Annotated in this window: 16 protein-coding genes; 9 read left to right on the plus strand and 7 right to left on the minus strand. The window is 73.2% G+C overall.

What is annotated here, in order from left to right; genetic code table 11:
- Nucleotides 1–41 precede the first annotated feature (41 nt).
- Nucleotides 42–3407: an AfsR/SARP family transcriptional regulator gene (locus tag OJ254_RS16835; RefSeq protein WP_265362987.1), complete on the plus strand. Its 3366-nt coding sequence runs from the start codon at nucleotides 42–44 to the stop codon at nucleotides 3405–3407.
- A gap of 54 nt (nucleotides 3408–3461) precedes the next feature.
- On the opposite strand, the gene OJ254_RS16840 is transcribed toward OJ254_RS16835, so the two are convergent.
- The 3 genes from OJ254_RS16840 to panB all read right to left on the minus strand — a co-directional run bounded on the left by OJ254_RS16840 (nucleotide 3462) and on the right by panB (nucleotide 6695).
- The gene (locus OJ254_RS16840; protein WP_265362988.1) at nucleotides 3462–4292 is read right to left on the minus strand and encodes an ABC transporter permease; all 831 of its coding nucleotides are present in this window, start codon (nucleotides 4290–4292) and stop codon (nucleotides 3462–3464) included.
- Complete coding sequence (locus OJ254_RS16845; protein ID WP_265362989.1) at nucleotides 4289–5317, minus strand: ATP-binding cassette domain-containing protein; 1029 nt, start codon at nucleotides 5315–5317, stop codon at nucleotides 4289–4291. The genes OJ254_RS16840 and OJ254_RS16845 overlap by 4 nt, the downstream gene beginning before the upstream one ends.
- 517 nt (nucleotides 5318–5834) lie before the next feature.
- On the minus strand, nucleotides 5835–6695 hold the full coding sequence (gene panB, locus OJ254_RS16850; RefSeq protein WP_265362990.1) for a 3-methyl-2-oxobutanoate hydroxymethyltransferase: 861 nt from the start codon (nucleotides 6693–6695) through the stop codon (nucleotides 5835–5837).
- 219 nt (nucleotides 6696–6914) lie between these two features.
- On the opposite strand from panB, the gene OJ254_RS16855 reads away from it, so the two are divergent.
- The 4 genes from OJ254_RS16855 (at nucleotide 6915) to OJ254_RS16870 (ending at nucleotide 11850) form a co-directional block, all read left to right on the plus strand.
- Nucleotides 6915–8543, plus strand: coding sequence for an MFS transporter (locus OJ254_RS16855; RefSeq protein ID WP_265362991.1), 1629 nt, complete (start codon nucleotides 6915–6917; stop codon nucleotides 8541–8543).
- Nucleotides 8540–9199 (plus strand): TetR/AcrR family transcriptional regulator, encoded by a 660-nt coding sequence (locus tag OJ254_RS16860; RefSeq protein ID WP_265362992.1) that lies wholly within the window; start codon nucleotides 8540–8542, stop codon nucleotides 9197–9199. Before OJ254_RS16855 ends, OJ254_RS16860 begins: the two co-directional genes overlap by 4 nt.
- Nucleotides 9200–9450: 251 nt before the next feature.
- Nucleotides 9451–10455: an endonuclease/exonuclease/phosphatase family protein gene (locus OJ254_RS16865; RefSeq protein ID WP_423836021.1), complete on the plus strand. Its 1005-nt coding sequence runs from the start codon at nucleotides 9451–9453 to the stop codon at nucleotides 10453–10455.
- Nucleotides 10456–10623: 168 nt separating this feature from the next.
- The gene (locus tag OJ254_RS16870; protein ID WP_265362994.1) at nucleotides 10624–11850 is read left to right on the plus strand and encodes an MFS transporter; all 1227 of its coding nucleotides are present in this window, start codon (nucleotides 10624–10626) and stop codon (nucleotides 11848–11850) included.
- Nucleotides 11851–11891: 41 nt separating this feature from the next.
- On the opposite strand, the gene OJ254_RS16875 is transcribed toward OJ254_RS16870, so the two are convergent.
- Nucleotides 11892–13646, minus strand: coding sequence for an NAD+ synthase (locus OJ254_RS16875; protein ID WP_265362995.1), 1755 nt, complete (start codon nucleotides 13644–13646; stop codon nucleotides 11892–11894).
- Between the two features lie 136 nt (nucleotides 13647–13782).
- Nucleotides 13783–15312 carry a multicopper oxidase family protein gene (locus OJ254_RS16880; RefSeq protein ID WP_265362996.1) on the minus strand — a complete coding sequence of 510 codons (1530 nt, stop codon included), beginning with the start codon at nucleotides 15310–15312 and terminating at the stop codon, nucleotides 13783–13785.
- Between the two features lie 1033 nt (nucleotides 15313–16345).
- Between OJ254_RS16880 and OJ254_RS16885 the strand changes: the two genes are divergently transcribed.
- The 4 genes from OJ254_RS16885 (at nucleotide 16346) to OJ254_RS16900 (ending at nucleotide 22841) form a co-directional block, all read left to right on the plus strand.
- Nucleotides 16346–17122 carry a DUF998 domain-containing protein gene (locus tag OJ254_RS16885; protein ID WP_265365195.1) on the plus strand — a complete coding sequence of 259 codons (777 nt, stop codon included), beginning with the start codon at nucleotides 16346–16348 and terminating at the stop codon, nucleotides 17120–17122.
- The gene (locus tag OJ254_RS16890; protein ID WP_265362997.1) at nucleotides 17119–18006 is read left to right on the plus strand and encodes an alpha/beta fold hydrolase; all 888 of its coding nucleotides are present in this window, start codon (nucleotides 17119–17121) and stop codon (nucleotides 18004–18006) included. Before OJ254_RS16885 ends, OJ254_RS16890 begins: the two co-directional genes overlap by 4 nt.
- A 374-nt stretch (nucleotides 18007–18380) precedes the next feature.
- Nucleotides 18381–19742: a type I glutamate--ammonia ligase gene (gene glnA / locus OJ254_RS16895; RefSeq protein ID WP_265362998.1), complete on the plus strand. Its 1362-nt coding sequence runs from the start codon at nucleotides 18381–18383 to the stop codon at nucleotides 19740–19742.
- 27 nt (nucleotides 19743–19769) lie between these two features.
- Complete coding sequence (locus OJ254_RS16900; RefSeq protein WP_265362999.1) at nucleotides 19770–22841, plus strand: bifunctional [glutamine synthetase] adenylyltransferase/[glutamine synthetase]-adenylyl-L-tyrosine phosphorylase; 3072 nt, start codon at nucleotides 19770–19772, stop codon at nucleotides 22839–22841.
- A 468-nt stretch (nucleotides 22842–23309) separates the two neighbouring features.
- Here the strand turns inward: OJ254_RS16900 and OJ254_RS16905 are convergent, their stop codons facing one another.
- Both OJ254_RS16905 and OJ254_RS16910 read right to left on the minus strand, forming a co-directional pair.
- Nucleotides 23310–24143 (minus strand): phosphatase PAP2 family protein, encoded by an 834-nt coding sequence (locus tag OJ254_RS16905; RefSeq protein ID WP_265363000.1) that lies wholly within the window; start codon nucleotides 24141–24143, stop codon nucleotides 23310–23312.
- Nucleotides 24144–24296: 153 nt separating this feature from the next.
- Nucleotides 24297–25346 carry a LacI family DNA-binding transcriptional regulator gene (locus OJ254_RS16910; RefSeq protein ID WP_265363001.1) on the minus strand — a complete coding sequence of 350 codons (1050 nt, stop codon included), beginning with the start codon at nucleotides 25344–25346 and terminating at the stop codon, nucleotides 24297–24299.
- Between the last annotated feature and the right edge of the window lie 21 nt (nucleotides 25347–25367).

Raw genomic sequence — 25367 nt, forward strand, 5'->3', positions numbered from 1 at the left:
CTCGGTGCGAAGCGGCCGCGGCCCTGCACGACAATGGGCCGGTGCGCTATGGAATTCTCGGCACCGCCCAGGCCGACCGCCCCGACGGCACCCCCGTGTCCCTCGGCGGCGCCCGCCTGCGCGCGCTGCTCACCGCCCTCGCCCTGCGCCCGGGCCGTGCGCTGCCGGCCGAGGCGCTGATCGCCGACGTCTGGGGCATGGAGCCGCCCGCCGACGCGCCCGGGGCGCTGCAGGCGCTGGTCGGCCGGCTGCGGCGGGCCCTCGGGCACGCCGCCATCGCCTCGGTCGACGGCGGCTACCGGCTGTCCGCCGAGCCCGACGCCGTCGATCTGCACCGTTTCGAGCGGCTCACCACGGACGGCGGCCGGGCGCTGGCCGACGCCGATCCGGCCCGGGCCGCGGACCTGCTGGACGAGGCGCTGGCACTGTGGCGCGGCCCGGCGCTCGCCGACCTGCCGGACGCCGGTGCCGAGGCGGCCCGCGCCGAGAGCCGCCGGCTGGACGCCCAGCGCACCCGCCTCGCCGCCGACCTCGCCCTCGGCCGGGCCGAGCGGGCGCTGCCCACCCTGCTCGCGCTGTGCCGGGAACACCCCCTCGACGAGCCCCTCCAGGCCCTGCGGCTGCGGGCGCTGCGCGCCGCGGGCCGTACCGCGGAGGCGCTGGCCGCCTACGAGGAGATACGCACCGGCCTCGCCGACCGCCTCGGCGCCGACCCGGGCCCGGAGCTGCGGGCCCTGCACGCGGAGCTGCTGCGGCTCGGTGCGGACGAGCCGGTGGCGGCCGCGGCGGAGCCCCCGGTGCCGCCGTCCCGGCCCGCCGGGCGCGGGCCCGGCAACCTCCGGGCCCGGCTCACCTCGTTCGTCGGCCGGGACGCCGACCTCGCGGCGATCCGGTCCGACCTGGGCGAACACCGGCTGGTGACGTTGCTGGGGCCGGGCGGGGCGGGCAAGACCCGGCTGTCGCAGGAGGGCGCGGAGAGCGCCGCCGCGGCCCGGCCGGGGGCCTGGCCGCACGGCGTGTGGCTGGCGGAGCTGGCGCCGGTGGACGATCCGCAGACCGTGCCGGAGGCGGTGCTGACCGCGCTGGGCGCCCGCGAGACCGTCGTCCGCGGCACCACCGCCGAGGGCCTGCGGGCCGCCGCCGACCCGACCGCGCTGGACCCGCTCGGCCGGCTCGCCGAGCACTGCGCGGGCCGCCGGATGCTGCTGGTCCTGGACAACTGCGAGCATGTGATCGGTGCCGCCGCGGCGCTCGCCGAGCGGCTGCTGGCCGACTGCCCGGGCGTCACGGTCCTGGCCACCAGCCGGGAGCCGCTGGCCGTACCGGGCGAGGTGCTGCGGCCGGTCGAGCCGCTGCCGGACCCGGTCGCGCTGCGGCTGCTGGCCGACCGAGGCGCCGCCGCCCGTCCCGGCTTCCGGATCGACGACGACCCCGCGGCCTGCACCGAGATCTGCCGCCGGCTGGACGGTCTGCCGCTCGCCATCGAACTCGCCGCCGCCCGGCTGCGGCTGCTCACCCCCCGTCAGCTGGCCGACCGGCTCGACGACCGCTTCCGGCTGCTGACCAGCGGCAGCCGGACCCTGCTGCCCCGGCAGCAGACCCTGCGCGCGGTGGTCGACTGGTCCTGGGACCTCACCGACGAGCCCGAACGGGCGGTGCTGCGCAGGCTGTCCGTCTTCGCCGGCGGCTGCGACCTGGCCGCCGCGGAGGAGGTGTGCGCGGGCGACGGCGTCGCGGAGTACGAGGTCGCCGGGCTGCTGGGCTCGCTGATCGACAAGTCTCTGGTGGTGGCCGCCCCCAGCCAGGGGCGCGGCGACAGCCGCTCCGGTGGAGCCGGTGCTTGCACCGGGGGCCAGATGCGGTACCGGCTGCTGGAGACGGTGGGGGAGTACGCCGGGGAGCGGCTGGACGAGGCGGGGGAGCGGGCCGATACCGAGCGCCGGCACCTCGTCGCCTACCGCGAACTGGCCCGTACCGCCGACCCGTTGCTGCGCGGCCCCGGCCAGCGTGCGGCGATGGAGCGGCTGGAGCTGGAGCACGACAACCTGCGCACCGCGCTGCGCCGGGCCGTCGCGGCCGGGGACGAGCACGAGGCGCTGTGCCTGGTGCTGTCCCTGCAGTGGTTCTGGTCGCTGCGCGACCACCGCAGCGACGCCCGCCACTGGGCCACGGCGGCCGGCGAGCTCGGCCCCAACCCCTTCCTGGCGCCCGTCGAACCGGCCCCCGCACTGCACCGGCGGCCGATCGACGCCCCGCCGCCGATGTCCGACGAGCAGCTGGCCGAGGCCCGCCGCGAGGTCCGCCTGGTCGCGCTGTCCAGCAGGGACAGCGACATCCAGGCGATGCGCGACCCGCAGATGCAGCAGGAGCTCGCCGGAATGCTCGCCGCCTACCGCCCCGGACTGCCGCAGACCTGCAAGGTGCCCGGTGTGATGTGGTACTTCGCGGTGCTGCTCACCGGGCGCTTCGACGAACTGGCCGAGATGATCGACGGTGCGGTGGCGGCCTGCCGCGACCACGGCTACGACTGGGAGCTGGCCTACGTCCTGCAGATGCGCTCCAAGATCTTCAACGACCGGCCCGGCGGGCTGTCCCAGGCGTCCCGCGACGCCGACGAGGCGCTGCGGATATTCCGCACGGTGGGCGACGCCTGGGGCGCGGCCGAGGCACTGACCGGGCGCGGCGAGTACCACGAGAAGCGGGGGGCGTACGAGCTCGCGGCGCGCGACTACCGGGCGGCGATGGTGCACGCCGAGGAGGTGGGTGCGCACGGCCAGACCCTGCTGCTGCGCTGCCGGCTGGGCGCCGTGCTGATCGAGGACGGCCAGTCCGAGACCGGCGAACGGATGCTCCGCGAGGTGCTGGCCGAGGCCGCGGGGGGCAACTCCGGCCGGGACACCGAGCCGTTCGCCCGGCTGACCCTGGCCATGTGGCTGTCGGTGAGCGGGCGGCCGCAGGAGGCGCGGGCCGAACTCCACATCGTGCACGAGCTGTTCGTCCCGCGCGCCCCGGACCTCTTCGCCGGCATCCTGGAGTCCGCGCTGGTCTCGCTGGACATCGAGGAGGGCCACACCGAGGGCGTGCTGCCGCGCTTCCGGACGGCCATGGCGCTGATGCAGGACGAGCTGACCCAGATGGTCGCCCCCGACATGCCGGTGATCCAGCTCCTCACCGGCGCCCGGGTGCTGATGGCCCTACGGGGCGAGGCGGCGGGCCGGGACGCGGCGCGGCTGGTCGGGGCGTACGACGCGCTGCGGGCCACCGGCCACGTGCCGACCCTGGTCATCCGCGACGAACGGGCGCGCACCGAGGAGGCGGCGCGGAAGCTGCTGGGCGACGACGCCTACGCGCGTGCCCACGCCGAAGGCGGTGACCTCTCCTTGGAAGAGGCCACCGCCCTCATCTGACGCGAGCCGGGCGGAGGCTGCCGCCCCGCGGGGAGGCCCCCCGCGGGGCGTGCGTCAGGTCTTCTTGCGGAACTTCGAGACCGCGAGCGGCATGGCGACGACCGTGATGGCGACCGTCCAGCCGAGGGTGATCAGCGCCGGGTGCGCCACCGCCCCCTGGCCGTTGAGCAGTGCCCGGGCCGCGTCCGCCAGCGTGGAGAGCGGGTTGACCTTGGTGAAGCCCTCCAGCCAGTCGGGCATCGACGTCGGCGGGGCGAAGATCGACGAGCCGAACTGCAGCGGCATCAGCACGATCATCGCCATGCCCTGCACCGCCTGCGGAGTCTTCACCGAGAGCCCCAGCAGGATGAAGATCCACATCAGCGCCGCGCCGAAGGCCGTGGACAGCACGACCGCGGCCAGGAACTCCAGGGCACTGCCGCGGATTTCGAAGCCGAGCAGGAAGCCCATGCCGAGCAGGATCGCGATGGCCACCAGCATCCGGCCGATCTCCACGACGATCTTGGCTATCAGGACCGAGGAGCGGGCGATGGGCATCGTCCGGAAGCGGTCCATCACGCCCTTGCGGAAGTCCTCGTTGACACCGGAGCCGACCGCCATGGCGATGTTCATGCCCATCATCGCCATCATGCCGGGCACCAGGCGCTGGATGTAGTCGGCCTGGTGGTCCTTGCCGGCGATCGCGCCTCCGAAGACGTAGGTGAACAGCAGGATGAAGATCACCGGCATCAGCAGGACGTCGAACATCGACTCCGGGTCCTGCTTGATCTGCAGGGCGTTGCGCCGCACCAGGGCACCGATGTGCCGCAGATTGCCGCGCAGCCCGATCCGGCCCTCGTCCCCGCCGGCCTTGACCGACGGCGCAGTCATCGTCACGGCAGTCATGCCGACACCCCCGCGTACTGCTGCTCCGTCAGGTCGTCCGACTCCGGGGCACCGGAGGTCTTCTGGCCCGTGATGGCCAGGAACACCTCGTCCAGGCTGGGCAGATGGGTCGATATCCCGGCGAGCGCGAAGCCGCGGCCGCCGAGCACCCCGACCACCGCGGTCAGTTGCTCGTCGCTGATGATCGGTACGTTGACCACACCCCCGTCGTGGTCAGCCGTCGCGCCCACGATGCCGTCCAGCCCCGCCTGGGCGATCGCGCCGACCATCCGGTCCAGCTCACCCGGGTCGGCCGGCCGGATCTGCAGGGTCCGCCCGCCGACCTTGGCCTTGAGCTCGTCGACCCGGCCCTCGGCGATCACCCGGCCGCGGTCGATGACCGTCAGCTCGTCCGCCAACTGCTCGGCCTCTTCCATGTATTGCGTGGTCAGCAGGACCGTGGCGCCCTCGCGGACCATCCGCTGGACCTCCTCCCACACCTCGTTGCGGGTGCGGGGGTCCAGGCCGGTGGTCGGCTCGTCCAGATAGAGCACGGCCGGGCGGCCGATCATCGAGGCGGCGAGGTCCAGCCGGCGGCGCATACCGCCGGAGTACTTGGCGGCGGGCCGCTTGGCGGCCTCGGTCAGCGAGAACCGCTCCAGCATCTCGTCCGCGCGGGCGCGGGCGTCCTTGCGGGAGAGGTCGAGCAGCCGCCCGATCATGTAGAGGTTCTCCCAGCCGGAGAGCTTCTCGTCGACCGAGGCGTACTGCCCGGTCAGGCCGATCGTGCGGCGCAGCGCGCGGGGCTGGCGCACCACGTCGTAGCCCGCCACCACGGCACGGCCGGCGTCCGGCACGAGGAGGGTGGACAGACAGCGCACGAGCGTGGTCTTACCGGCCCCATTGGGCCCGAGCACGCCGAGTACGGTGCCTTCCTTCACGTCCAGGTCCACCCCGTCGACGGCCTTCACGTCGCCGAAGTGCTTGACCAGACCGCGCACCTCCACGGCGTTACCGCCCTTGGTGGTCATCGTCTGTCGCGTCATGCCCTTAACGGTGCCAGGGGCCACCGACAGCGCACCGATATTCCGCCGATAGCTGCGCTTGGCCTCGGCCCCACGTACTCGTCTGTCCCGCCGTCGGGGTTGCTCGCCGTTGCGCCTGGCGGCGGGCGTTGTTTTGTCGGGTGCGGTGCCGGCCCTCCAGACTTCGTCCTCCGGTCCAGCCCCTCCCGTGGTGGGGAGTTTCTCAGCTGGTTGGGGGCGTGCGTTGTCTGTTGGCTGCACGCTCGTGGGCGTTACGTGCACCCCCACCGGTCTTTTCCCATTTCTCCAACGGGAGGGGACGGGCCGGAGGGGCCGGTTGTGTGGACGTAAAGCGTCAGCAGTCCACACAACCGGCCCCGGAGGTCCGTCACCGCACCCGACGCCCCCCAGCCCGCCGCAGGCGCAACGGCGAGCGAGCCCCGCGGCGCCGCAGACAGGTACGTGCGGGGCGCCGCCAAGCGCGCAACGGCGAGACGACCCGCGGCGGGAGAGACGGGTACGTGGGCGGCGCCGCCAGTCAGCGGAACGTGTGCTCCGGCGCAGGGAACGTGCCCCCCACGACCTCCTCGGCGAAGGCCTTGGCCGCGCCGCCCAGCAGTTCACGCATTTCCAGGTACTTCTTGACGAACTTCGGTACCCGGCCGGCGTTCATTCCGGCCATGTCGGTCCACACCAGGACCTGCGCGTCGCACTCCAGGCCCGCGCCGATGCCGACGGTCGGGATGTGCAGCGAGCGGGTGACCTCGGCGGCCAGTTCGGCGGGTACCGCCTCCAGGACCACCGCGAACGCGCCCGCGTCCTGGACCGACTTGGCGTCCCGCAGCAGCTGCTGGGCGGCCTCCTCGCCGCGGCCCTGGACCGGGTAGCCGCCGAAGGCGTGCACCGACTGCGGGGTCAGCCCGACGTGCGCCATGACCGGGATGCCGGAGGAGACCAGCAGCTCCACCTGGTCCGCGGAGCGCTCACCGCCCTCCAGCTTGACCGCGCCGACCCCGGCCTCCTTCACCAGCCGGGTGGCGTTGCGCAGGGCCTGGACCGGCCCTTCCTGGTACGAGCCGAACGGCAGGTCCGCGACGACGAGGGACCGCTTGGTCCCCCGGACGACCGCCGCGGACAGAAACGTGATCTCGTCCATCGTGACCGGCACGGTGGACTCGTAACCGAGGTGACAGTTGCCCATCGAGTCGCCGACGAGCAGGACCGGGATCCCGGCCTCGTCGAAGACGGAGGCGGTCATCGCGTCGTAGGCGGTGAGCATCGGCCACTTCTCGCCGCGCTCCTTGGCGGCGGCGATGTCGCGCACGGTGACCCGGCGCGAGCCCGTACCCCCGTACAGGGACTTGGGCACCGGCGTCTGGGCAGGCGAAGGCTGCGTCATGGTGACGGCTCCTGTTCGTCATCTCGAGGCACCCTGACGGTGTCCCCGGACTCCCCACCATGCTGGCACGACCCCGAGGCAAAGGAAAAGGGAGGGCGCACCGGGAGCCGGAACGCCACAACCGCGGGAGAGTGGGACGTACGGCCGCCCCGCCCGGGGGGATCCGGCCGCGGCTCATCAATACGGAACGGACCCGTATCGCAAACGTAGGGTGTCGGCATGGCCACCTCATCGACCCCACCGACCGCGCCGGACGGCCCGCCCGCCCGGCAGGTGCCCGAGCGCGTGCACCGGCGCCGCTGGGCGATCCTGTCCGCCCTCATGCTCAGCCTGCTGATCGTGGTGCTGGACAACTCCATCCTGAACGTCGCCATGAAGACGATCGCCACGCCGGCCCCGCACGGCCTCGGCGCCACCCAGAGCGAACTGGAGTGGGCGATCAACGCCTACACGCTGGTCTTCGCGGGGCTGCTGTTCACCGCCGGCCTGCTCGGTGACCGGCTCGGCCGCAAGAAGACGCTGCTCTTCGGCCTGGCGGTGTTCGGCACCGGCTCGGTGCTCGCCGCGTTCGCCGGCTCGCCGACCCAGCTGATCGCCTTCCGCGCGCTCATGGGCCTGGGCGGCGCCTTCGTCATGCCGGCCACCCTCGCGATCCTGATGAACGTCTTCGAGCGCGACGAGCAGCCCAAGGCGATCGGCATCTGGGCCGGCGGGGTGGGTCTGGCCATCGCGATCGGCCCGATCGCCGGCGGGCTGCTGCTGAACCAGTTCTGGTGGGGTTCGGTGTTCCTGGTCAACGTGCCCATCGTGCTGATCGCGCTGACCGCCATGCTGATCCTGGTGCCCGACTCCAAGGACCCCAGCCCCGGCCGGCTGGACCCGGTCGGCGTGCTGTTCTCCGTCGTCGGGCTGGTCCTGCTGGTCTACGGGATCATCAAGGGCGGCCAGCTCGCCGACTTCACCGAACCGCAGGTGATCGGCGCGGTCGTGGCCGGCCTGGTGGTGCTCGCCGGGTTCGTCGTGCACCAGAAGCGCAGCGACCACCCGTCCATCGACATCAACTACTTCCGCAAGCCGGCGTTCTCCGCCGCGATCGCCGCCATCGCCCTGGTCTTCTTCTCCCTGATGGGCGTCACGTTCTTCATCGTCTTCTACGTGCAGAGCGTGCGCGGCTACACCCCGCTCCAGGCCGGCCTGCTGCTCCTGCCGCTGGCCGTCGCCCAGATGATCTTCGCGCCGCGGGCCCGGCTGGCCGTGGACCGCTACGGCGCCCGTGCGGTGTGCACGTTCAGCATGTTCGTGGTGGCCGACACCATGCTGGGCCTGCTGCTGCTGGACGCCGACACCCCGATCTGGGTCATGGAGGCGCTGTTCTTCCTGCAGGGCGCCGGCATGGCGCACATCATGCCGCCGGTCACCGTCTCGATCATGCAGTCGCTGCCCCGCGAGAAGGCCGGTTCCGGCTCGGCGCTCAACAACGTCTTCCGGCAGGTCGGCGGCACCCTCGGCGTCGCGGTGCTGGGCTCGCTGCTGTCCACGAGCTACCGGGACCGCATCCAGGGCGTCCTCGACGCCGTGCCCGGGCTGTCGGCCGGCGCCCGGCACGCGGCCGGTGAGTCGATCGAGGCCACCCTCGGCCTCGCGGACCGGATGGGCGCTCCGGGCCGGCCGCTGGTCACCGCCGCGAACGCCGCCTTCGTCCACGCCATGCACGTCACCGCCCTCGGATCGGCCACCGTCTCGGCCGTCGGCGCCCTGATCGTGCTGGCCTTCCTGCCGGGCAAGAAGGGACCGGCGCCGCGGTCCGCGGAGCCGCGGGACGAGCGGAAGGCGGGGGCGGCGCGATGAACCGGCCCGCACGGGGCGCCGAGGCGGTGGCCGGGGCGGGGCCGGACCCGGTGGCACCGGAGCGCCGCGGCCGGCCGCGCAGCGCCGCGGCCGACTCCGCCATCATCGAGGCCGTGCTCCGCCTGATCGAGAACGGGGCGTCCATAGGCGAGCTGTCCATGGAGGGGATCGCCCGCGAGGCCGGGGTCGGCAAGGCCACGGTCTACCGCCGCTGGTCCGGCAAGGACGCCCTGATGCTGGACGTCATGCGGTCCCTGGACGCCCCGCTCCCGCCGCTCGACGGCGCCTCGGTCCGCGACGACCTGGTCTCCCTGCTGGAATTCCTCCGCCGCCGCGGCCTGGCCAAACGGGACTCCGCGCTGCTGCGCACCGTCGTCAGCCACGTCCACGCGCACCCCGAGCTGTGGGACGAGTACCACCGCACCGTCGTCCGGGCCCGCAACGAGGCGCTGCTCGCCGTGCTCCGCCGCGGGATGGCCAACGGCGAGATCCGCACCGACCGCCCCGCCGACGCCCTCGCCGACCTCTTCGTCGGCCCGCTGCTGGCCCGGGCCGTGCTGCACCAGTGGAAGGACCTCCCCGAGGGGCTGGCCGAGGACATCGTCGACACGGTCCTCGACGGCGTACGGCCCCGCCCCCAGGCCGCGGCGGGCTGAGTGGCCGCCGGCCGCCCGGGCCCGGGAACCCCGCGCCGTATGACCGGACCGTGCCCGTTCTGTCACAGCCGTTGTCACGGACCCCGTGACCGGAACCCCACCCCGCAACACCGCCGTCCTCACCACCGAAGAGCGCGGCACGGCCGGGCGCGAATCTAAGAAACCGCATTACGGCCATCACCTAGGGTCGGTGATCACGGGTGACAGCACCGGAGCAAGGCAGTGAGGACGGCGGCATGACGCAGGCATACATGACGGAGCCGGAGCAGGGGCGGGGGTCCGCAGGGGCCGGTTCCCGGGCCGGACGCCTGCGGAACTGGTGGCGTCCCGACGGGATGTGGCGGCGCGGCATCGTGCTCGCGGTGCTGGCCGTCGTGCTCGGGCTGCTGATGATCCTGCACGCCCGGGTGCCCAACGACGTGGGGAACCTGGGCAGCCTGCTGGAGACCTTCCTGCCGTGGCTCGGCCTGGCCATCCCGCTGCTGCTGCTCGCCGCGGTCCTGCGCCGCTCCGCGACCGCCCTGATCGCGCTGGTCCTGCCGGTCTTCGTCTGGGTCAACCTGTTCGCCGGGCAGGTCACGGACAAGGCCGGCACCGGCGGCAACGTCACCGTCGTCACCCACAACGTCAACGCCGACAACCCCGATCCGGCGGCCACCGCCCGGGACATCGTGCACTCCGGCGCGGACGTCGTCGCCCTGGAGGAGCTGACCGGCGACGCCCTGCCCACGTACCGGAAGGGGCTGGCGAAGGCGTACCCGTACCACACCGTGCAGGGCACGGTCGGTCTGTGGAGCAAGCTGCCGCTGAGCGACACCAGGCCGGTGGACATCAAGATGGGCTGGACCCGCGCGCTGCGCGCCACCGTCACCGCCACCGACGGCCGGCAGTTCGGGGTCTACGTCGCCCACCTGCCGTCGGTCCGGGTCAAGGTCGAGGCCGGCTTCACCGCCAACCAGCGCGACGGCAGCGCCGAGGCGCTGGGCGAGGCGATCGCCGCCGACCCGGTCAAGAAGGTCATGCTGCTCGGCGACCTGAACGGCACCATGAACGACCGCTCGCTGGCCCCGGTCACCTCGCAGATGCGCTCCGCCCAGGGCGCCGCGGGCGACGGCTTCGGCTTCAGCTGGCCGGCCGGCTTCCCGATGGCCCGGATCGACCAGATCATGATGAAGGGCATGGACCCGGTCAAGGCGTGGGTGATGCCCTCGACCGGCAGTGACCACCTCCCGGTCGCCGCCTCGATCAAGGTCTGACGCAGCCCCGTAACGTCCCGTTCCCCCGCTGGAATACTGGACCTGGGAGACTTTGTTCCGTAAGAGAACTTAAGAGACCGTGGGAGTCCCGTGCGTCCTGCCGGCCCGGCAGGACGCACGTCCACGTCTCCGCTCGCACGCACGGAACGCGTCCCCGAAAGGTTTTCCATGCCCTTGGCTCTGCTCGCACTCGCGATCTCGGCCTTCGGTATCGGCACCACGGAATTCGTGATGATGGGCCTGCTGCCCAACGTCGCGGACGACCTGGGCACCTCGGTGCCCACCGCCGGCTACCTCGTCTCCGCCTACGCCCTCGGCGTCGTCATCGGCGCCCCGCTGCTGACCGCCCTCGGGTCCCGCATCCCCCGCAAGCGGATGCTCGTCCTGCTCATGGCGGTCTTCACGGTCGGCAACCTGGCCTCCGCCCTCGCCCCGAACTTCGGGCTGCTGATCGCCGGCCGGCTGCTGGCCGGCCTCCCGCACGGCGCCTTCTTCGGTGTCGGCGCGGTGGTCGCCGCCCGGCTCGTCCGCGAGGGCCGCCAGGCCCGCGCGGTCGCCACCATGTTCCTCGGCCTGACCATCGCCAACATCGTCGGCGTGCCCGCCGCCACCCTGCTCGGCCAGCGGCTCGGCTGGCGCGCCACCTTCCTCATCGTGGCCGCCATCGGACTGGTCGCCATGGCCGCGCTGGCCCGGCTGATCCCGCCGCTGCCCGCCGAGGAACGCACCGGCCTGGCCCGCGAACTGCGCGCCCTGGGCAACCGTCAGGTGCTCCTCGGCCTGCTGACCACGGTCTTCGGCTTCGCCGGCATCTTCGCCGTCTACAGCTACCTCGCGTCGATGATGACCGAGGTCACCGGCCTCGCCGAGGGCTCGGTCCCGCTCGTGCTCGCGCTCTTCGGCATCGGCATGACCCTCGGCGCGCTGGCCGCCGGCCCGCTCACCGACCGAGCGCTGCGCCCCACCCTCTACGGCTCGCTGGCGGGGCTGGCCCTGGTCCTGGCGGCCCTGCACTTCACCGCCCCGGTGGCCTGGGCCGCCATGGTCACCGTCGTCCTCGTCGGCGCGATCGGCTTCCTGACCACCACGCCCCTGCAGATGCTGGTCATGAACAAGGCCCACCAGGCCCCCACCCTGGCCGCCGCCTCCAACCAGTCCGCCTTCAACCTCGCCAACGCGGGCGGCGCCTGGGTCGGCGGGCTGGCCCTCTCGGCCGGCTGGGGCTGGACCTCCCCGGCCCTGGTCGGCGCCGTCCTGGCCGCCCTCGGCCTGGCCGTCGCGGTGACCGCCGGCCTGCTGGACCGGACCCCGCACGACCCCTCGCGCATCGTGGCCCGCAGCGACGACGCCCCGGCCCCGGCCGAGGCGGGTGCCCGGACCGGCGGCGGGTCGTAACCGGCCGGCCGGATGGGGGTGACCGGCCGCCGCGAGGGCCCTCAGCGGCCCTCGCGCCAGTGGTTGGTGATCGGCAGCCGGCGGTCCTTGCCGAAGCCCTTCGCGGAGATCTTGGGGCCCGGCGGGTACTGCCGGCGCTTGTACTCGGCGTGGTCGACCATCCGCAGGACGCGGGTGACCAGCGCGGCGTCATAGCCCTGGGCGACGATGTCGGCGTGGCCGCGGTCCCGGTCGACGTAGAGCTCCAGGATGCCGTCCAGGACGTCGTAGTCGGGCAGCGAATCGGTGTCGACCTGCCCGGGGCGGAGCTCCGCGCTCGGCGGCTTGGTGAGGGTGTGTTCCGGGATCGGCGGGGTCCGGCCGCGGTCCGCGGCGGCCTGGTTGCGCCAGCGGGCCAGCTCGTAGACCACGGACTTGTAGACGTCCTTGATGGGGCCGTAGCCGCCCACCGAGTCCCCGTAGAGCGTCGAATAGCCGCACGCCAGCTCGGACTTGTTGCCGGGGGCGAGGACCAGGTGGCCCTCCTGGTTGGAGATCCCCATCAGGGTCGTGCCGCGCAGCCGCGACTGGAGGTTCTCCTCCGCGAGACCGGTGAGCCCGAGCGAGTCCATGTAGGCGTCGAACATCGGCCCGATCGGGACGGTACGGAACGCCAGGCCGGTCCGCCGGGCGAGTTCGGCCGCGTCGGTCAGCGAGTGCTCGGAGGAGTAGCGCGAGGGCATCGCCACCGCGTGGACGTGCGCGGCACCCAGCGCGTCACAGGCGATCGTGGCGACGAGCGCCGAGTCGATGCCCCCGGAGAGACCGACCACGACACTGCGGAAGCCGTTCTTGGCCACGTACGCGCGCAGGCCGACGACCAGCGCGGTGTAGATCTCCTCCAGGTCGACGAGGCGTTCGGCCTGCCCGCCGGGGCTCTCCGGCGGGTACGCCGGCAGCGGGTCGGCGGAGAGCACGAGGTGGTCGACGCGCAGCCCGTCGTCCAGGACGCCCGCCGGCGGCTCCGGCGCCGCCGCGGGCAGGTCCAGGTCGACCAGCACACAGCCCTCCGCGAACTGCGGTGCCCGCGCGATCACGCCGCCGTCCTTGTCCACCACGATCGAGTCGCCGTCGAAGACCAGCTCGTCCTGGGCGCCGATCATGGCGAGGTAGGCCGTGGCGCAGCCGGCCTCCTGCGCCCGCTTGCTGACCAGCTCCAGACGGGTGTCGTCCTTGTCCCGCTCGTACGGCGAGGCGTTGATGGACAGCAGCAGCCCGGCCCCCGCGCTGCGGGTCGCCGGCACCCGGCCGCCGTCCTGCCACAGGTCCTCGCAGATGGCCAGCGCGATGTCGATGCCGTGCAGCCGGACGACGGGCAGCGTGTCGCCGGGCACGAAGTAGCGGAACTCGTCGAAGACGCCGTAGTTCGGCAGGTGGTGCTTGGCGAAGGAGAGCGCGACCGTGCCGCGGTGCAGCACCGCGGCGGCGTTCTGCGGGGCACCGGCCGGGCGTCCGTAGCGCGGCCGGTCCTGCTCGCAGCGGTCGAGGTAGCCGACGACGACGGGGAGTTCGCCCAGGCCCTTGTCGGCCAGCCGGCCGGCCAGTGTCCGCAGCGCGGCCCGGCTCGCCTCGACGAACGACGGGCGCAGCGCGAGGTCCTCGACGGGATAGCCGGTGAGCGCCATCTCGGGGAACGCGACGAGATGGGCGCCCTGGTCGGCGGAGTGCCGGGTCCAGCGCAGGATCGTCTCGGCGTTCTGCGCGAGGTCGCCGACGCAGGAATCGATCTGATTGAGGGCGAGGCGGAGTTGAGGCACCCCGCCAGTGTAATCGTCTCTCTGACGCAATATGGGGCGGAGGGCGGGATACGGCGGCGCGGGAGGGGTCGGGAGAGGCGGACGGCGACGGCCGGGCCGGCGTCCGGGGGAGGGCGCCGGCCCGGCCGTGCGCGCCCTACGAGCGGTAGCCCAGGATCGTCATCATCCCCGACTCCGAGTGGTAGATGTTGTGGCAGTGGACCATCCACAGCCCCGGGTTGTCGGCGTCGAAATCGACCGCGTGCTGCCGCCCCGGCAGCACGATCGTGGTGTCCTTCCGGGGCCCGCCGTGCGGCAGCGCGAAGGTGTGCCCGTGCAGATGCATCGGGTGCCACATCCGGGTGTGGTTGCGGAAGACGATCCGCACCCGCTCACCGGACCGCACGGGATAGCGCTGGTACGGGGAGTACGCCCGGCCGTTGATCGCCCAGTTGTACCGGGCCATGTTGCCGGTGAGGGTCATGTCGATGACGCGGTCGGGGCGGCGCGCGGAGAGCCGTACGGACCCGGCCGCCTTGAGGCGGTCCGCGGTCATCAGCTTGCCGCGCAGCTCCCCGGGCCGGTCGGACGGGCCGGGCGTGGCGCCGCTGGCGGTCCGCAGCACCGCCATCGCGGAACGGTTCCGCTTGCCCTCGGCGAGCGCGGTCAGCGGGAAGGCGCCGTCCTTGGCGGTCACCAGGACGTCGTAGCGCTCGCCCACGCCGAGCAGCAGCGCGTCCGTCTTGGCGTGCCGTACGGGGTAGCCGTCGGTGTGGGTCACGGTCATCCGGTGGCCGCCGAGCGCGACCCGGTACGACGTGTCCCCGCCCGCGTTGATGATCCGGATCCGGATCCGGTCGCCGGGGCGGGCGCGGAAGGTGTGCGGATGCCCGGCGGTACGGCCGTTGATGAGGTGGAGCGGATGGTCCACCGAGCCCGGCTCGCCCCAGAGTTGCCGCCGGCGGAACGGCCGCCGCGACGAGCCGTGACCGTGGTCGCCCTTGCCGTGCCCGTGCCGGTGTCCACGTCCGTCGTGCTCGTCGTGCTCGTCGTGTCCGTCGTGCTCGTCGTGCCCGCGCCCGTGCCGGGTGGCGGTGCCGCCACCGCCCTTCCCGTCGTCCCCCATGTCCATGTTCATGCCCATGCCGCCCATGTGGCCCATGCCCCCGCCGTGCCGGCCCGCGCGCTTCAGGAATCCGGCCAGGAGCGCGTCCGGGGTGTGGCCGTCGATCCCGTCGAGCCAGTCGTCGATCAGGACGACCCACTCCCGGTCGTACGAGAGCGGCTCCCGGGGGTCCTCGACGATCAGCGGCGCGTACAGCCCCCGGTCCAGCTGCACGCCGACGTGCGGGTGCATCCAGTGCGTGCCGGGGTCGGTGACCTTGAAGTGGTAGTCGAAGGAGCCGCCGGGCCGGACGGCCCGCTGAGTGAGGTCCGGGACGCCGTCCATGTCGTTGCGCACGTGGAGGCCGTGCCAGTGGACGGTGGTGGACTGCGGCAGGTGGTTGTGGAGGGTCAGCGCGATCCGCTCGCCCGCGGTGACCCGGATCTCCTTGCCCGGCAGCTCGTCGCCGTACGCCCAGGTCCGGACGGTCCGGCCGCCGCCCAGTTCGAGCCGGGTCGGGGCGGCGGTCAGGGTGAAGTGCCGGACGGGTCCCGAGCCGCGCTTGCGCTCGCACTCGGCCACCTCGGGGCCGTCCGGGGCGACATAGCCGCGCGGGGGTCTCCCCCCGGAACCACCGCCACCGTGGGAGCCGTGCCTGCCATGGGAATCGTGGGAACCGTGCCCGTCATGGTGCTTGTGGGTGCCATGGGGCGCCGGGCTGCCGGCCGCTCCGTGCGAGCCATGTGAGCCGTGCGAGCCGTGGGAGGTGCGCGGGCCGGGGGACTCGTGGGGGCGGCCGGAGGGTGGGAGCCGTACAGGCCTGCCGTGACGTCCGGTCCGGAGCCGGTGTTCGACGTGCCGCAGGCGGCGAGCAGCCCGCTGCCGGCGACCGCGGCCCCGGCACCGAGCAGGGCACGCCGCGAGGGCGTCCGCGGGCCGGCCGGCCGGACGTCACCCGGCGCATCGGACCGGCCTTCCGGCCGGCCTTCCGGCCGGTCTTCCGGCCGTACGTCCGAGGGGCCTTCCGACGGGCGTTCCGACGGGTCACTGGACGGGTCATCGTGCAGGGCAGGGCGCTGCGAATCGCGCATGGAAGAGAGCACCTCGAAACGGTGTCGGTGTGAGCAAGGTCGGCTGCAAGTCGGCTGACGGGGCTTTCGTCGCGGACTCCCGGGGACGTCGGTGGCGGGGCGCGCTACCGGGCGCGCGGCACCGACGTGGGGGCGAGGAGCAGGGGGCGCGGCGGCGCGGATATCGGCCACCGGCCGGGCAGCAGACCCGCGCGTATCGTCCCCGTGCACCGCGGCAACCGGCCGCACCGCGCGGCGGCGGCCGTGCCCTGTGCACGCATCGCGGACCTCCCGACGAGGACGGCGGACACCGGAGGGAGCCGCCGGTTGGCACCCTACCCCCGAGGGGTATCACCCTCCACCGGAGCGCCGCCGAACGGGGCGTCGCCCGCCTATCCTTGGCCTTCCCGCCCCACCGGCGGGCCCCGGGCACCTCCGGCGCGGCCGGGATCCCCCGTACGGCCGGCCGGGTCCGCCCGAGCACCTGGATGTCCGTGACCGGTACCCGTCGTCCCGCCGCAGCCGCTGCCGTGCGCCGCCGCCGGGTGGCCGCCGCCGTGCTGCTGCTCGGCGCCGCGGCCTACACCGCGTGGGTCCTGGAGCTGGTACTCGCCACCGGCCTCGATCCGGTGCGCGCCTACGTCAGCGAACTCGCCGCCGCCGACCAGCCGCTCGGCGGCCTCTTCCGCGCCACGGACCTGGCCGCCGGCCTGCTGGTACTGGCCGGCGCGCTGACCGCGATGACGGCGCCGGCGGGAAGGGCATCCGCGGTGACGACATCCGCGGTGACGACATCCGCCGCGACAGCACCCCTGGCGACAGCGCCCGCGCCGGTGGCCGCCCGGACCGCCAAGGCCGGCTGGGTCGCGCTCGCCGTCTTCGGGGCCGCCACCGCCGTCGACTCCCGGCTCCCGCTGAGCTGCGCCCCCACCAGCGACCCGGTCTGCGCGGCCCGGGAGACCGCTGGCCTGGTGCCGGCCACCCACACCGCACACGCCGTCAGCAGCACCTGCGCGATGCTCGGCGCCCTCGCCGCGCTGGTCCTGCTGACCGCCGCCGCCCGGCGCCACGACCGCCGGGCGCCGCTCGCCCGTTACGGGCCCTGGCTGGTGCTGGCCGAACTGGCCGCCACGTGCTGGACGCTGGCCTCCGTCGCGGCCTTCTCCGCGGGCCGGGGCACCTGGGCCCTCGGCGCCGGCCAGCGGCTCCAGGTCCTGCTGGTCGCCCTCTATCTGGCGCTGCTCGCCCTCCACCTGGCCCGGCCGGACCGGGCGGCCCGTACCGAACCCGTCACCGAGGCGAAGGAGATCCCCCACCGATGAGCAGCCAGCGCCTCCCCACCCCCGGCCGGTTCGTGCGCGTCGACGGGGTGCCGCTGCACGTCGTGACGGAGGGCGCCGGACCGCTCTGCGTGCTCAGCGGCGGCCTCGGCATGGCGTGGTTCGACTGGGACGCGGTCGCCGCGCTGCTCGCCCCCTACCGCACCGTCGTCCGCTTCGACCGCCCCGGCCTCGGGCTCAGCGCCCAGGCGCCCGCGCCGCCCACCCTGGCCGCCGAGGCGGACCGGATCGCCCGGCTCCTCGACGCGCTCGGCCACGACGGCCCGGCCACGATCGTCGGCCACTCCCTCGCCGGGTTCCACGCCGAGGCGTTCGCCCGGCTGCACCCGGACCGCTGCGCCGGAGTCGTCCTCGTCGACGGCAGCATCGAGGAGGACCCGCGGCCCCTGCTGCCGCGGGCGGTGCGGACGGCCTGGGCGGGCGGGGTGGCCGGGGTGCTGTCCGCGGCCGGTATGCCGCGTGCCCTGGGCCCGGCCGCCCGTCGCCTGGTGGGCCGCGCCTCGACGGTCGGCAGCCATCCGCCGCACCCCTGGGAGCGGGTCGGCTACCGCACCAGCCGGGTCGCCCGGGCCTGCGTCCTGGAGAACGCCACCTACCCCTACCAGGCCGCCGAACTCGCCGCGCTGCGCCGGGCCCGCCCGCTGCCACCCGTCCCGGTGACGGTCCTGGCGGCCTACGACGGCAGCGAGACCGCCGGCCGGCTGCGCTGGCTGGAGCGGCAGCGGGCGCTCGCCGCGGAGCTCGGCGGACGGTTCGCGGTCGCCGCGCCCGCGGGCCACCTGGTGATGGCCGACGTCCCGGAATCCGTGGCCCGCGCGGTCCTGGACCTCACCGACACCGGCCGGGACGCCACCCCGCTCCGGTAACGGGTGCGCCGCCGGCAGCCCGCCCCGCCCCAGCCCTTCCCGTCCCCGTCCGATCACCGCTCGCTCACTGCCCGGTCACCACCCGGAACCGTCGGCGACCGGCGGGGAACGCCCCGCTCAACGGCTGGTCAACGACCCCTCAGGGCGGCTTCAAGACTGGACCAAGCGGCCCGATTGCCGCCGCCGGCTGCGCTGAGCTTGCTCGCTGCGGGAAAGGATGCGGGAAGGAAGCGGAGCGGGGGTTACGGGTCGACGGTTCTGGTTCAGGCCAAGGGTGCGTAATGTGACGGTAACCCCCTCACGTGATACTGGTTGCCACGCGCGTCGTTCGACGTACGTGGACAGGCCGATTGACCTGCAAGGATTGGTGACCCATGGACAAGCAGCAGGAGTTTGTGCTCCGGACGCTGGAAGAGCGCGACATCCGCTTCGTCCGGCTGTGGTTCACCGATGTGCTCGGATTCCTGAAGTCGGTGGCGGTGGCGCCCGCCGAGCTGGAGCAGGCCTTTGACGAGGGCATCGGTTTCGACGGGTCGGCCATCGAAGGGTTCGCCCGGGTGTACGAATCCGACATGATCGCCAAGCCGGACCCCGGCACCTTCCAGATCCTGCCCTGGCGCGCCGAGGCCCCCGGCACCGCCCGGATGTTCTGCGACATCCTGATGCCGGACGGCTCTCCCTCGTACGCCGACCCCCGGTACGTCCTCAAGCGGATCCTGGCCAAGACCTCCGACCTCGGCTTCACCTTCTACACCCACCCCGAGATCGAGTTCTTCCTGCTCAAGGACAAGCCCGTGGACGGCTCCCGGCCGATCCCCGGCGACTCCTCCGGCTACTTCGACCACACCCCGCAGAACGTCGGCATGGACTTCCGCCGCCAGGCGATCACGATGCTGGAGTCGATGGGCATCTCGGTGGAGTTCAGCCACCACGAGGGCGCCCCCGGCCAGCAGGAGATCGACCTCCGCTACGCCGACGCGCTGTCGACCGCGGACAACATCATGACGTTCCGGCTGGTCATGAAGCAGGTCGCGCTGGAGCAGGGCGTCCAGGCGACGTTCATGCCCAAGCCGTTCTCGGAGTTCCCGGGCTCCGGTATGCACACCCACCTCTCGCTCTTCGAGGGCGACCGCAACGCCTTCCACGAGTCCGGCTCGGAGTACCAACTCTCCAAGGTGGGCCGCTCGTTCATCGCCGGTCTGCTCCAGCACGCGGGCGAGATCTCCGCCGTCACCAACCAGTGGGTGAACTCCTACAAGCGCATCTGGGGCGGCGCCAACCGCACCGCGGGCGCCGGCGGCGAGGCCCCCTCGTACATCTGCTGGGGCCACAACAACCGCTCCGCGCTGATCCGCGTCCCGATGTACAAGCCCGGCAAGATGGGCTCGACCCGGGTCGAGGTCCGCTCGATCGACTCCGGCGCCAACCCCTACCTCACCTACGCCGTCCTGCTCGCCGCCGGCCTCAAGGGCATCGAGGAGGGCTACGAGCTCCCGGCCGGCGCCGACGACGACGTCTGGGCGCTCACCGACTCCGAGCGCCGGGCGATGGGCATCGAGCCGCTGCCGCAGAACCTCGGCGAGGCCATCGAGCTCATGGAACGCAGCGAACTCGTCGCCGAAACCCTCGGCGAGCACGTCTTCGACTTCTTCCTCCGCAACAAGAAGCAGGAGTGGGAGGAGTACCGCTCGGAGGTCACCGCCTTCGAGCTGCGCAAGATGCTGCCCGTGCTCTGAGCCACCGCGCCCCCGAGAGGCTGGACCATGGCACTACCCGCTCCGCAGGGACGGCGGAGCAGCACGTTCGGCCGGCTGCTGAGACACGGGTTCACCGACCCCTCGGCGGCCGGGGAACTGCTCGATGCCCCCGAACTCGCAGCCGTCCGCGACGACTCGGTCCTCCTGGAGGCGTTCGGCGGCACCGCCGATCCGGACCTGGCCCTGCGGGGTCTGGTCCGGCTGGTCGAGGCGCTGCCGGAGGACGAGCAGCAGGCGCTGCTGAGCACCCTCGTCGCCGCGAAACCGCTGCGCGACCGGCTGCTGGGCGTGCTGGGCGCCTCCGAGGCGCTCGCCGACCACCTCGCCCGCCACCCCGGCGACTGGCGGTCGCTGGTCACCTACGAGTCCGTCGATCTGCACCCGACCACCCCCGAGTTCGAGCAGGCGCTCGCCGAGGGCATCTGGGGCGAGCAGGGCGCCGGCCGGCCCCGCGCCGACGCGCTGCGCGCCGCCTACCGCCGGGCCCTCCTCGGCATCGCCGCCCGCGACGTGTGCGGCACGACGGACGTCGCCGAGGCCGCCGCGGAACTCGCCGACCTGGCCACGGCCACCGTCCGCGCCGCCCTGCAGATCTCGTACGAAGAGGCGCCCGGCGACGCCGCGGTGTGCCGGCTGGCCGTCATCGGCATGGGCAAGTGCGGCGGCCGGGAGCTGAACTACGTCTCCGACGTCGACGTCATCTTCGTCGCCGAGGCCAAGGACGGCGTCGACGAGGCCAAGGCACTGCAGGCCGCGACCCGGATCGCCGCCCGGATGATGCGGCTGTGCTCGGACAACACCGTCGAGGGCACGATCTGGCCGGTCGACGCCAACCTGCGCCCCGAGGGCCGCAACGGCCCGCTGGTACGCACCCTCAGCAGCCACCTCGCCTACTACCAGCGCTGGGCCAAGACCTGGGAGTTCCAGGCCCTGCTCAAGGCCCGCCCGATGGCCGGCGACCTCGGCCTGGGCCAGGAGTACGTCGACGCGCTCGCCCCGATGGTGTGGGAGGTGGCCGAACGGGACAACTTCGTCTCCGACGTCCGCCAGATGCGCCGCCGGGTCGTCGAGAACATCCCCGCGGCGCAGGTCGAACGCGAACTCAAGCTCGGCCCCGGCGGTCTGCGCGACGTCGAATTCGCCGTCCAGCTCCTGCAGTTGGTGCACGGCCGCAGCGACGCCACCCTCCGCAGTGCCACCACCCTGGACGCCCTGGCCGCGCTCGCGGCCGGCGGCTATGTGGGACGCCAGGACGCCGCCGCCCTGGACGCCGCCTACCGCTTCCTGCGCACCCTCGAACACCGCATCCAGCTGATCCGTCTGCGCCGCACCCACCTGATGCCCGAGGACGAGGCCGAACTGCGCCGCCTGGCACGGTCGTTGGGGCTGCGGACCGAGCCGGTTGACACCCTCCGCAGGGAGTGGAGGTGGCACGCGAGAGAAGTGCGCCGACTGCATGAGAAGCTCTTCTACCGCCCCCTGCTCGATGCCGTCGCCCATCTGGAGCCCGGCGAGGCCCGGCTGTCGGCCAAGGCCGCCGGTCACCGCCTCGAAGCGCTCGGCTACGCCGATCCGGTGGCCGCGCTGCGCCACCTGGAGGCGCTGGCGTCCGGCGTGACCCGCAAGGCCGCCATCCAGCGGACCCTGCTCCCGGTGCTGCTCGCCTGGTTCGCGGACTCCGCCGACCCGGACGCCGGACTGCTCAACTTCCGCAAGGTCTCCGACGCGCTCGGCAAGACCCCCTGGTACCTCCGGCTGCTGCGCGACGAGGGCGCGGCCGCCGAGAACCTCGCCCGGGTGCTGTCGGCCGGCCGGCTCGCCCCCGACCTGCTCCTGCGCGCCCCCGAGGCGGTCGCCCTGCTCGGCGCCCCCGACGGCCTGCAGCCGCGGACCCGCGCCGCCCTGGAACAGGAGGTGCTGGCCGCGGTCGGCCGCGCGGACGGCGCGGAGGCGGCGGTCGCGGCGGCCCGCGGGGTGCGCCGCCGGGAGATGTTCCGCACCGCCGCGTCCGACGTGATCGGCGCGTACGGCACGGAGTTCAGCCCCGCCGACACCGACCACGGCCACTCCGTCGACGCGGTCGGCTCCGCGCTCTCCGACCTCAACGCCGCCACCCTCGCCGGTGCGCTGCGCGCCGCGGTCCGCGCGCAGTGGGGCGACACCCTGCCCACCCGCTTCACGGTGATCGGCATGGGCCGCTTCGGCGGCCACGAGCTGAGCTACGGCTCGGACGCCGACGTCCTCTTCGTCCACGAACCCCGCGAGGGCGCCGACGAACAGGAGGCCGCCAAGGCCGCCCACGCGGTCGCCAACGAAATGCGGCGGCTGCTCCAACTCCCGTCCTCCGACCCGCCGTTGCTCATCGACGCGGACCTCCGCCCGGAGGGCCGCACCGGCCCGCTGGTGCGCACCCTCGCCTCGTACGCGGCCTACTACCGGCGCTGGTCGCTGGTGTGGGAGGCCCAGGCACTGCTGCGCGCCGAGCCGGTCGCCGGAGACTTCGACCTCGGCCGGCGCTTCATCGAGCTGGTCGACCCGCTGCGCTACCCGGCCGAGGGCCTGGGCGACGAGGCGGTGCGCGAGATCCGCAAGCTCAAGGCCCGGATGGAGTCCGAACGGCTGCCCCGCGGCGCGGACCCGACCACCCACGCCAAGCTGGGCCGCGGCGGCCTGAGCGACGTCGAGTGGACCGTCCAGCTGCTCCAGATGCAGCACGGCTGGGAGATCCCCGGCCTGCGCACCACCCGCACCCGCGAGGCACTGTCCGCCGCACACGCGGCCGGGCTGATCGCCACCGAGGACGCCCAGATACTGGACGAGGCGTGGGTGCTGGCGGCGCGGGTCCGCAACGCGGTGATGCTCGTCCGCGGCCGTCCCGGCGACACGTTCCCGGTCGACGGCCGGGAACTGGCCGCGGTCGGCCGCTACCTCGGCTACGAGGACGGCCTCAGCCGCCGCCCCTCCGAAAACGGCCGCGGCAACGAGGCCTCCGGCCGCAGCGGCGAAATGATCGACGACTACCGCCGGATCACACGACGGGCACGCAGCGTCGTCGAGCGCGTGTTTTATGGAGCCTGACGTTTGCGGCGCCTCCCACGTACTTGGCCGTCCCGCCGCGGGTCGTCTCGCCGTTGCGCCTGGCGGCGGGCGTTTGTGTTTCGGGTGCGGTGCCGGCCCTCCAGACTTCGTCCTCCGGTCCAGCCCCTCCCGTGAGGGGGAGTTGCTGAGCTGGTTGGGGGCGGGCGTGATCTGTTGCCTGCGGGCACGTGGGCATTACGTGCACCCCCACCGTCCTTCACATTCCCTCTCACGGGAGGGGACGGGCCGGAGGGGCCGGTTGTGTGGACGTAAAGCGTCAGCAGTCCACACAACCGGCCCCGGAGGCCCGTCACCGCACCCACAACAAACCCAGCCCGCCGCAGGCGCAACGGCGAACAACAACCGCGGCGGGTCAGACGGGTACGTGCGGGGCGCCGCAAAGCGCAACGGCGAGAAACCACCACGGCGGGACAGACAGGTACGTGGGAGGCGCCGCAAAGCGCACGGTCAGACGACAACGTGCGGAGAAAGCCGATGCGGCAACGTGCCGAACCAGATGCCGGCCAGGCCGAAGCCGAAGGCCAGGCACAGTACGCCGCCCAGCGCGTCCAGCCAGAAGTGGTTGGCCGTGGAGACGATGACCAGCAGCGTCATGCTGGGGTAGAGCAGCCCCAGCGCCTTGGCCCACACCGGCTTCGCCAGCATGGCGATCGTGATGCCGCACCACAGCGACCAGCCAATGTGCATCGACGGCATCGCCGCGTACTGGTTGGACATCGAGGCGAGGTTGCCGGACGCCATCGAGCCCCAGGTGCCGTGGTCGATGAGGGTGTCGATGAAGCCGCCGTCCGGCATCAGCCGGGGCGGCGCCAGCGGATAGAAGTAGTAGCCGATGAGCGCGACGCCGGTGGTGGCGAACAGGGCCAGCCGGGCCGCCGCGTACCGGCCCGGGTGCCAGCGGTAGAGCCAGATCAGCACCCCGATCGTCACGATGAAGTGCAGCGTCGCGTAGTAGTAGTTCATCGACACGATCAGCCAGGTCACCGAGTTCACCGCGTGGTTGACGGTGTGCTCGACGGCGATGCCGAGGGAGTGCTCGGCCTGCCAGATCCAGTCCGCGTTCCGTAGCGCCTTCGCCTTCTGCTCCGGCACCGCGTTGCGGATCATCGAGTAGATCCAGTAGCTGACCGCGATCAGCAGGATCTCGAACCAGAGCCGGGGAGCGCGGGGGGTACGCAAGCGGGCCAGTCGGCCCTCTTCCACCGGCGGGTCCGCTCGGTCCCCCTTGGGTGGCGGGGTGGTCGGCAGGCCGTCCAGAGTCCTCGTCAGCGCATCACCCATAGGCAGACAGTCTGCCAGAAAGGGGTGTGTCGCCGATCATCCTTCGGTCGGGTATTCGACCCGTCATATGGCACTTGAGGCGGACACGCGGCCCCGGCCGTTCTCAGGGACGGACCCTGAGACGGACCCCAGGGCGGACCCCGAGACGGCCCGTCAGGTGGCCCGCAGCGGCTTGGGGATCCGGGCCGCCTTCGGGACCGACGCGGTCGAGCCGCGGACCACCAGCTCGGGGTGGAAGACGAACTCGCTGTGCGGCGCCGGGGTGCCGCCGACCTCCTCCAGGAGCGCGCGGACCGCGGCCTGGCCCATCGCCGTGACCGGCTGCCGGATCGTGGTCAGCGGCGGGTCGGTGAAGGCGATCAGCGGGGAGTCGTCGAAGCCGACCACCGAGATGTCGCGCGGTACGTCCAGTCCGCGCTGCCGGGCCGCCCGGATCGCACCGAGCGCCATCATGTCGCTGGCGCAGACGATGGCGGTCGCGCCCCGTTCGATCAGCGCGCTCGCCGCGGCCTGCCCGCCCTCCAGGGTGTAGAGGGAGTGCTGGATGTACGGCGCCGCCTCGGCCGGACCGATGTCCAGCCGCTCCTGCATGGCCCGGACGAAGCCCTCGATCTTCCGCTGGACGGGCACGAAGCGCTTGGGACCGAGCGCCAGCCCGATCCGCCGGTGGCCCAGGGCGGCGAGGTGGGTGACGGCCAGGTCCACCGCGGCCCGGTCGTCGGGGGAGACGAACGGCGCCTGCACCTTGTCGGAGAAGCCGTTGATGAGCACGAAGGGCACGCCCTGGCCGCGCAGCTGCTCGTAGCGCTGCATGTCGGCGGAGGTGTCGGCGTGCAGCCCGGAGACGAAGATGATGCCGGCCACCCCGCGGTCGACCAGCATCTCGGTCAGCTCGTCCTCCGTCGAGCCGCCCGGGGTCTGCGTCGCGAGCACCGGGGTGTAGCCCTGGCGGGTCAGCGCCTGCCCGATGACCTGGGCGAACGCCGGGAAGATCGGGTTCTCCAGCTCGGGCGTGATCAGCCCGACCAGGCCCGCGCTGCGCTGCCGCAGCCGCACCGGGCGTTCATAGCCCAGCACGTCGAGGGCGGCCAGCACGGACTGGCGGGTGGTGGCGGAGACGCCGGGCTTCCCGTTGAGAACCCGGCTGACGGTGGCCTCGCTGACACCCGCCTGCGCTGCGATGTCTGCCAGCCGGGCGGTCATGGGTGGGACCTTACCGTCCGG

The sequence above is a fragment of the Streptomyces endophytica genome, assembly GCF_026153355.1.
GTDB classification, from domain to species: Bacteria; Actinomycetota; Actinomycetes; order Streptomycetales; family Streptomycetaceae; genus Streptomyces; species Streptomyces endophytica.

Coding starts and splice junctions, on each gene's coding strand:
- OJ254_RS16860 (WP_265362992.1), top strand. CDS start 8,540: ATGAACCGGCCCGCACGGGGCGCCGAGGCGGTGGCCGGGGCGGGGCCG.
- panB (WP_265362990.1), bottom strand. CDS start 6,695: ATGACGCAGCCTTCGCCTGCCCAGACGCCGGTGCCCAAGTCCCTGTAC.
- OJ254_RS16900 (WP_265362999.1), top strand. CDS start 19,770: ATGGCACTACCCGCTCCGCAGGGACGGCGGAGCAGCACGTTCGGCCGG.
- OJ254_RS16845 (WP_265362989.1), bottom strand. CDS start 5,317: ATGACGCGACAGACGATGACCACCAAGGGCGGTAACGCCGTGGAGGTG.
- OJ254_RS16890 (WP_265362997.1), top strand. CDS start 17,119: ATGAGCAGCCAGCGCCTCCCCACCCCCGGCCGGTTCGTGCGCGTCGAC.
- glnA (WP_265362998.1), top strand. CDS start 18,381: ATGGACAAGCAGCAGGAGTTTGTGCTCCGGACGCTGGAAGAGCGCGAC.
- OJ254_RS16865 (WP_423836021.1), top strand. CDS start 9,451: ATGACGGAGCCGGAGCAGGGGCGGGGGTCCGCAGGGGCCGGTTCCCGG.
- OJ254_RS16840 (WP_265362988.1), bottom strand. CDS start 4,292: ATGACTGCCGTGACGATGACTGCGCCGTCGGTCAAGGCCGGCGGGGAC.
- OJ254_RS16870 (WP_265362994.1), top strand. CDS start 10,624: ATGCCCTTGGCTCTGCTCGCACTCGCGATCTCGGCCTTCGGTATCGGC.
- OJ254_RS16855 (WP_265362991.1), top strand. CDS start 6,915: ATGGCCACCTCATCGACCCCACCGACCGCGCCGGACGGCCCGCCCGCC.
- OJ254_RS16910 (WP_265363001.1), bottom strand. CDS start 25,346: ATGACCGCCCGGCTGGCAGACATCGCAGCGCAGGCGGGTGTCAGCGAG.
- OJ254_RS16905 (WP_265363000.1), bottom strand. CDS start 24,143: ATGGGTGATGCGCTGACGAGGACTCTGGACGGCCTGCCGACCACCCCG.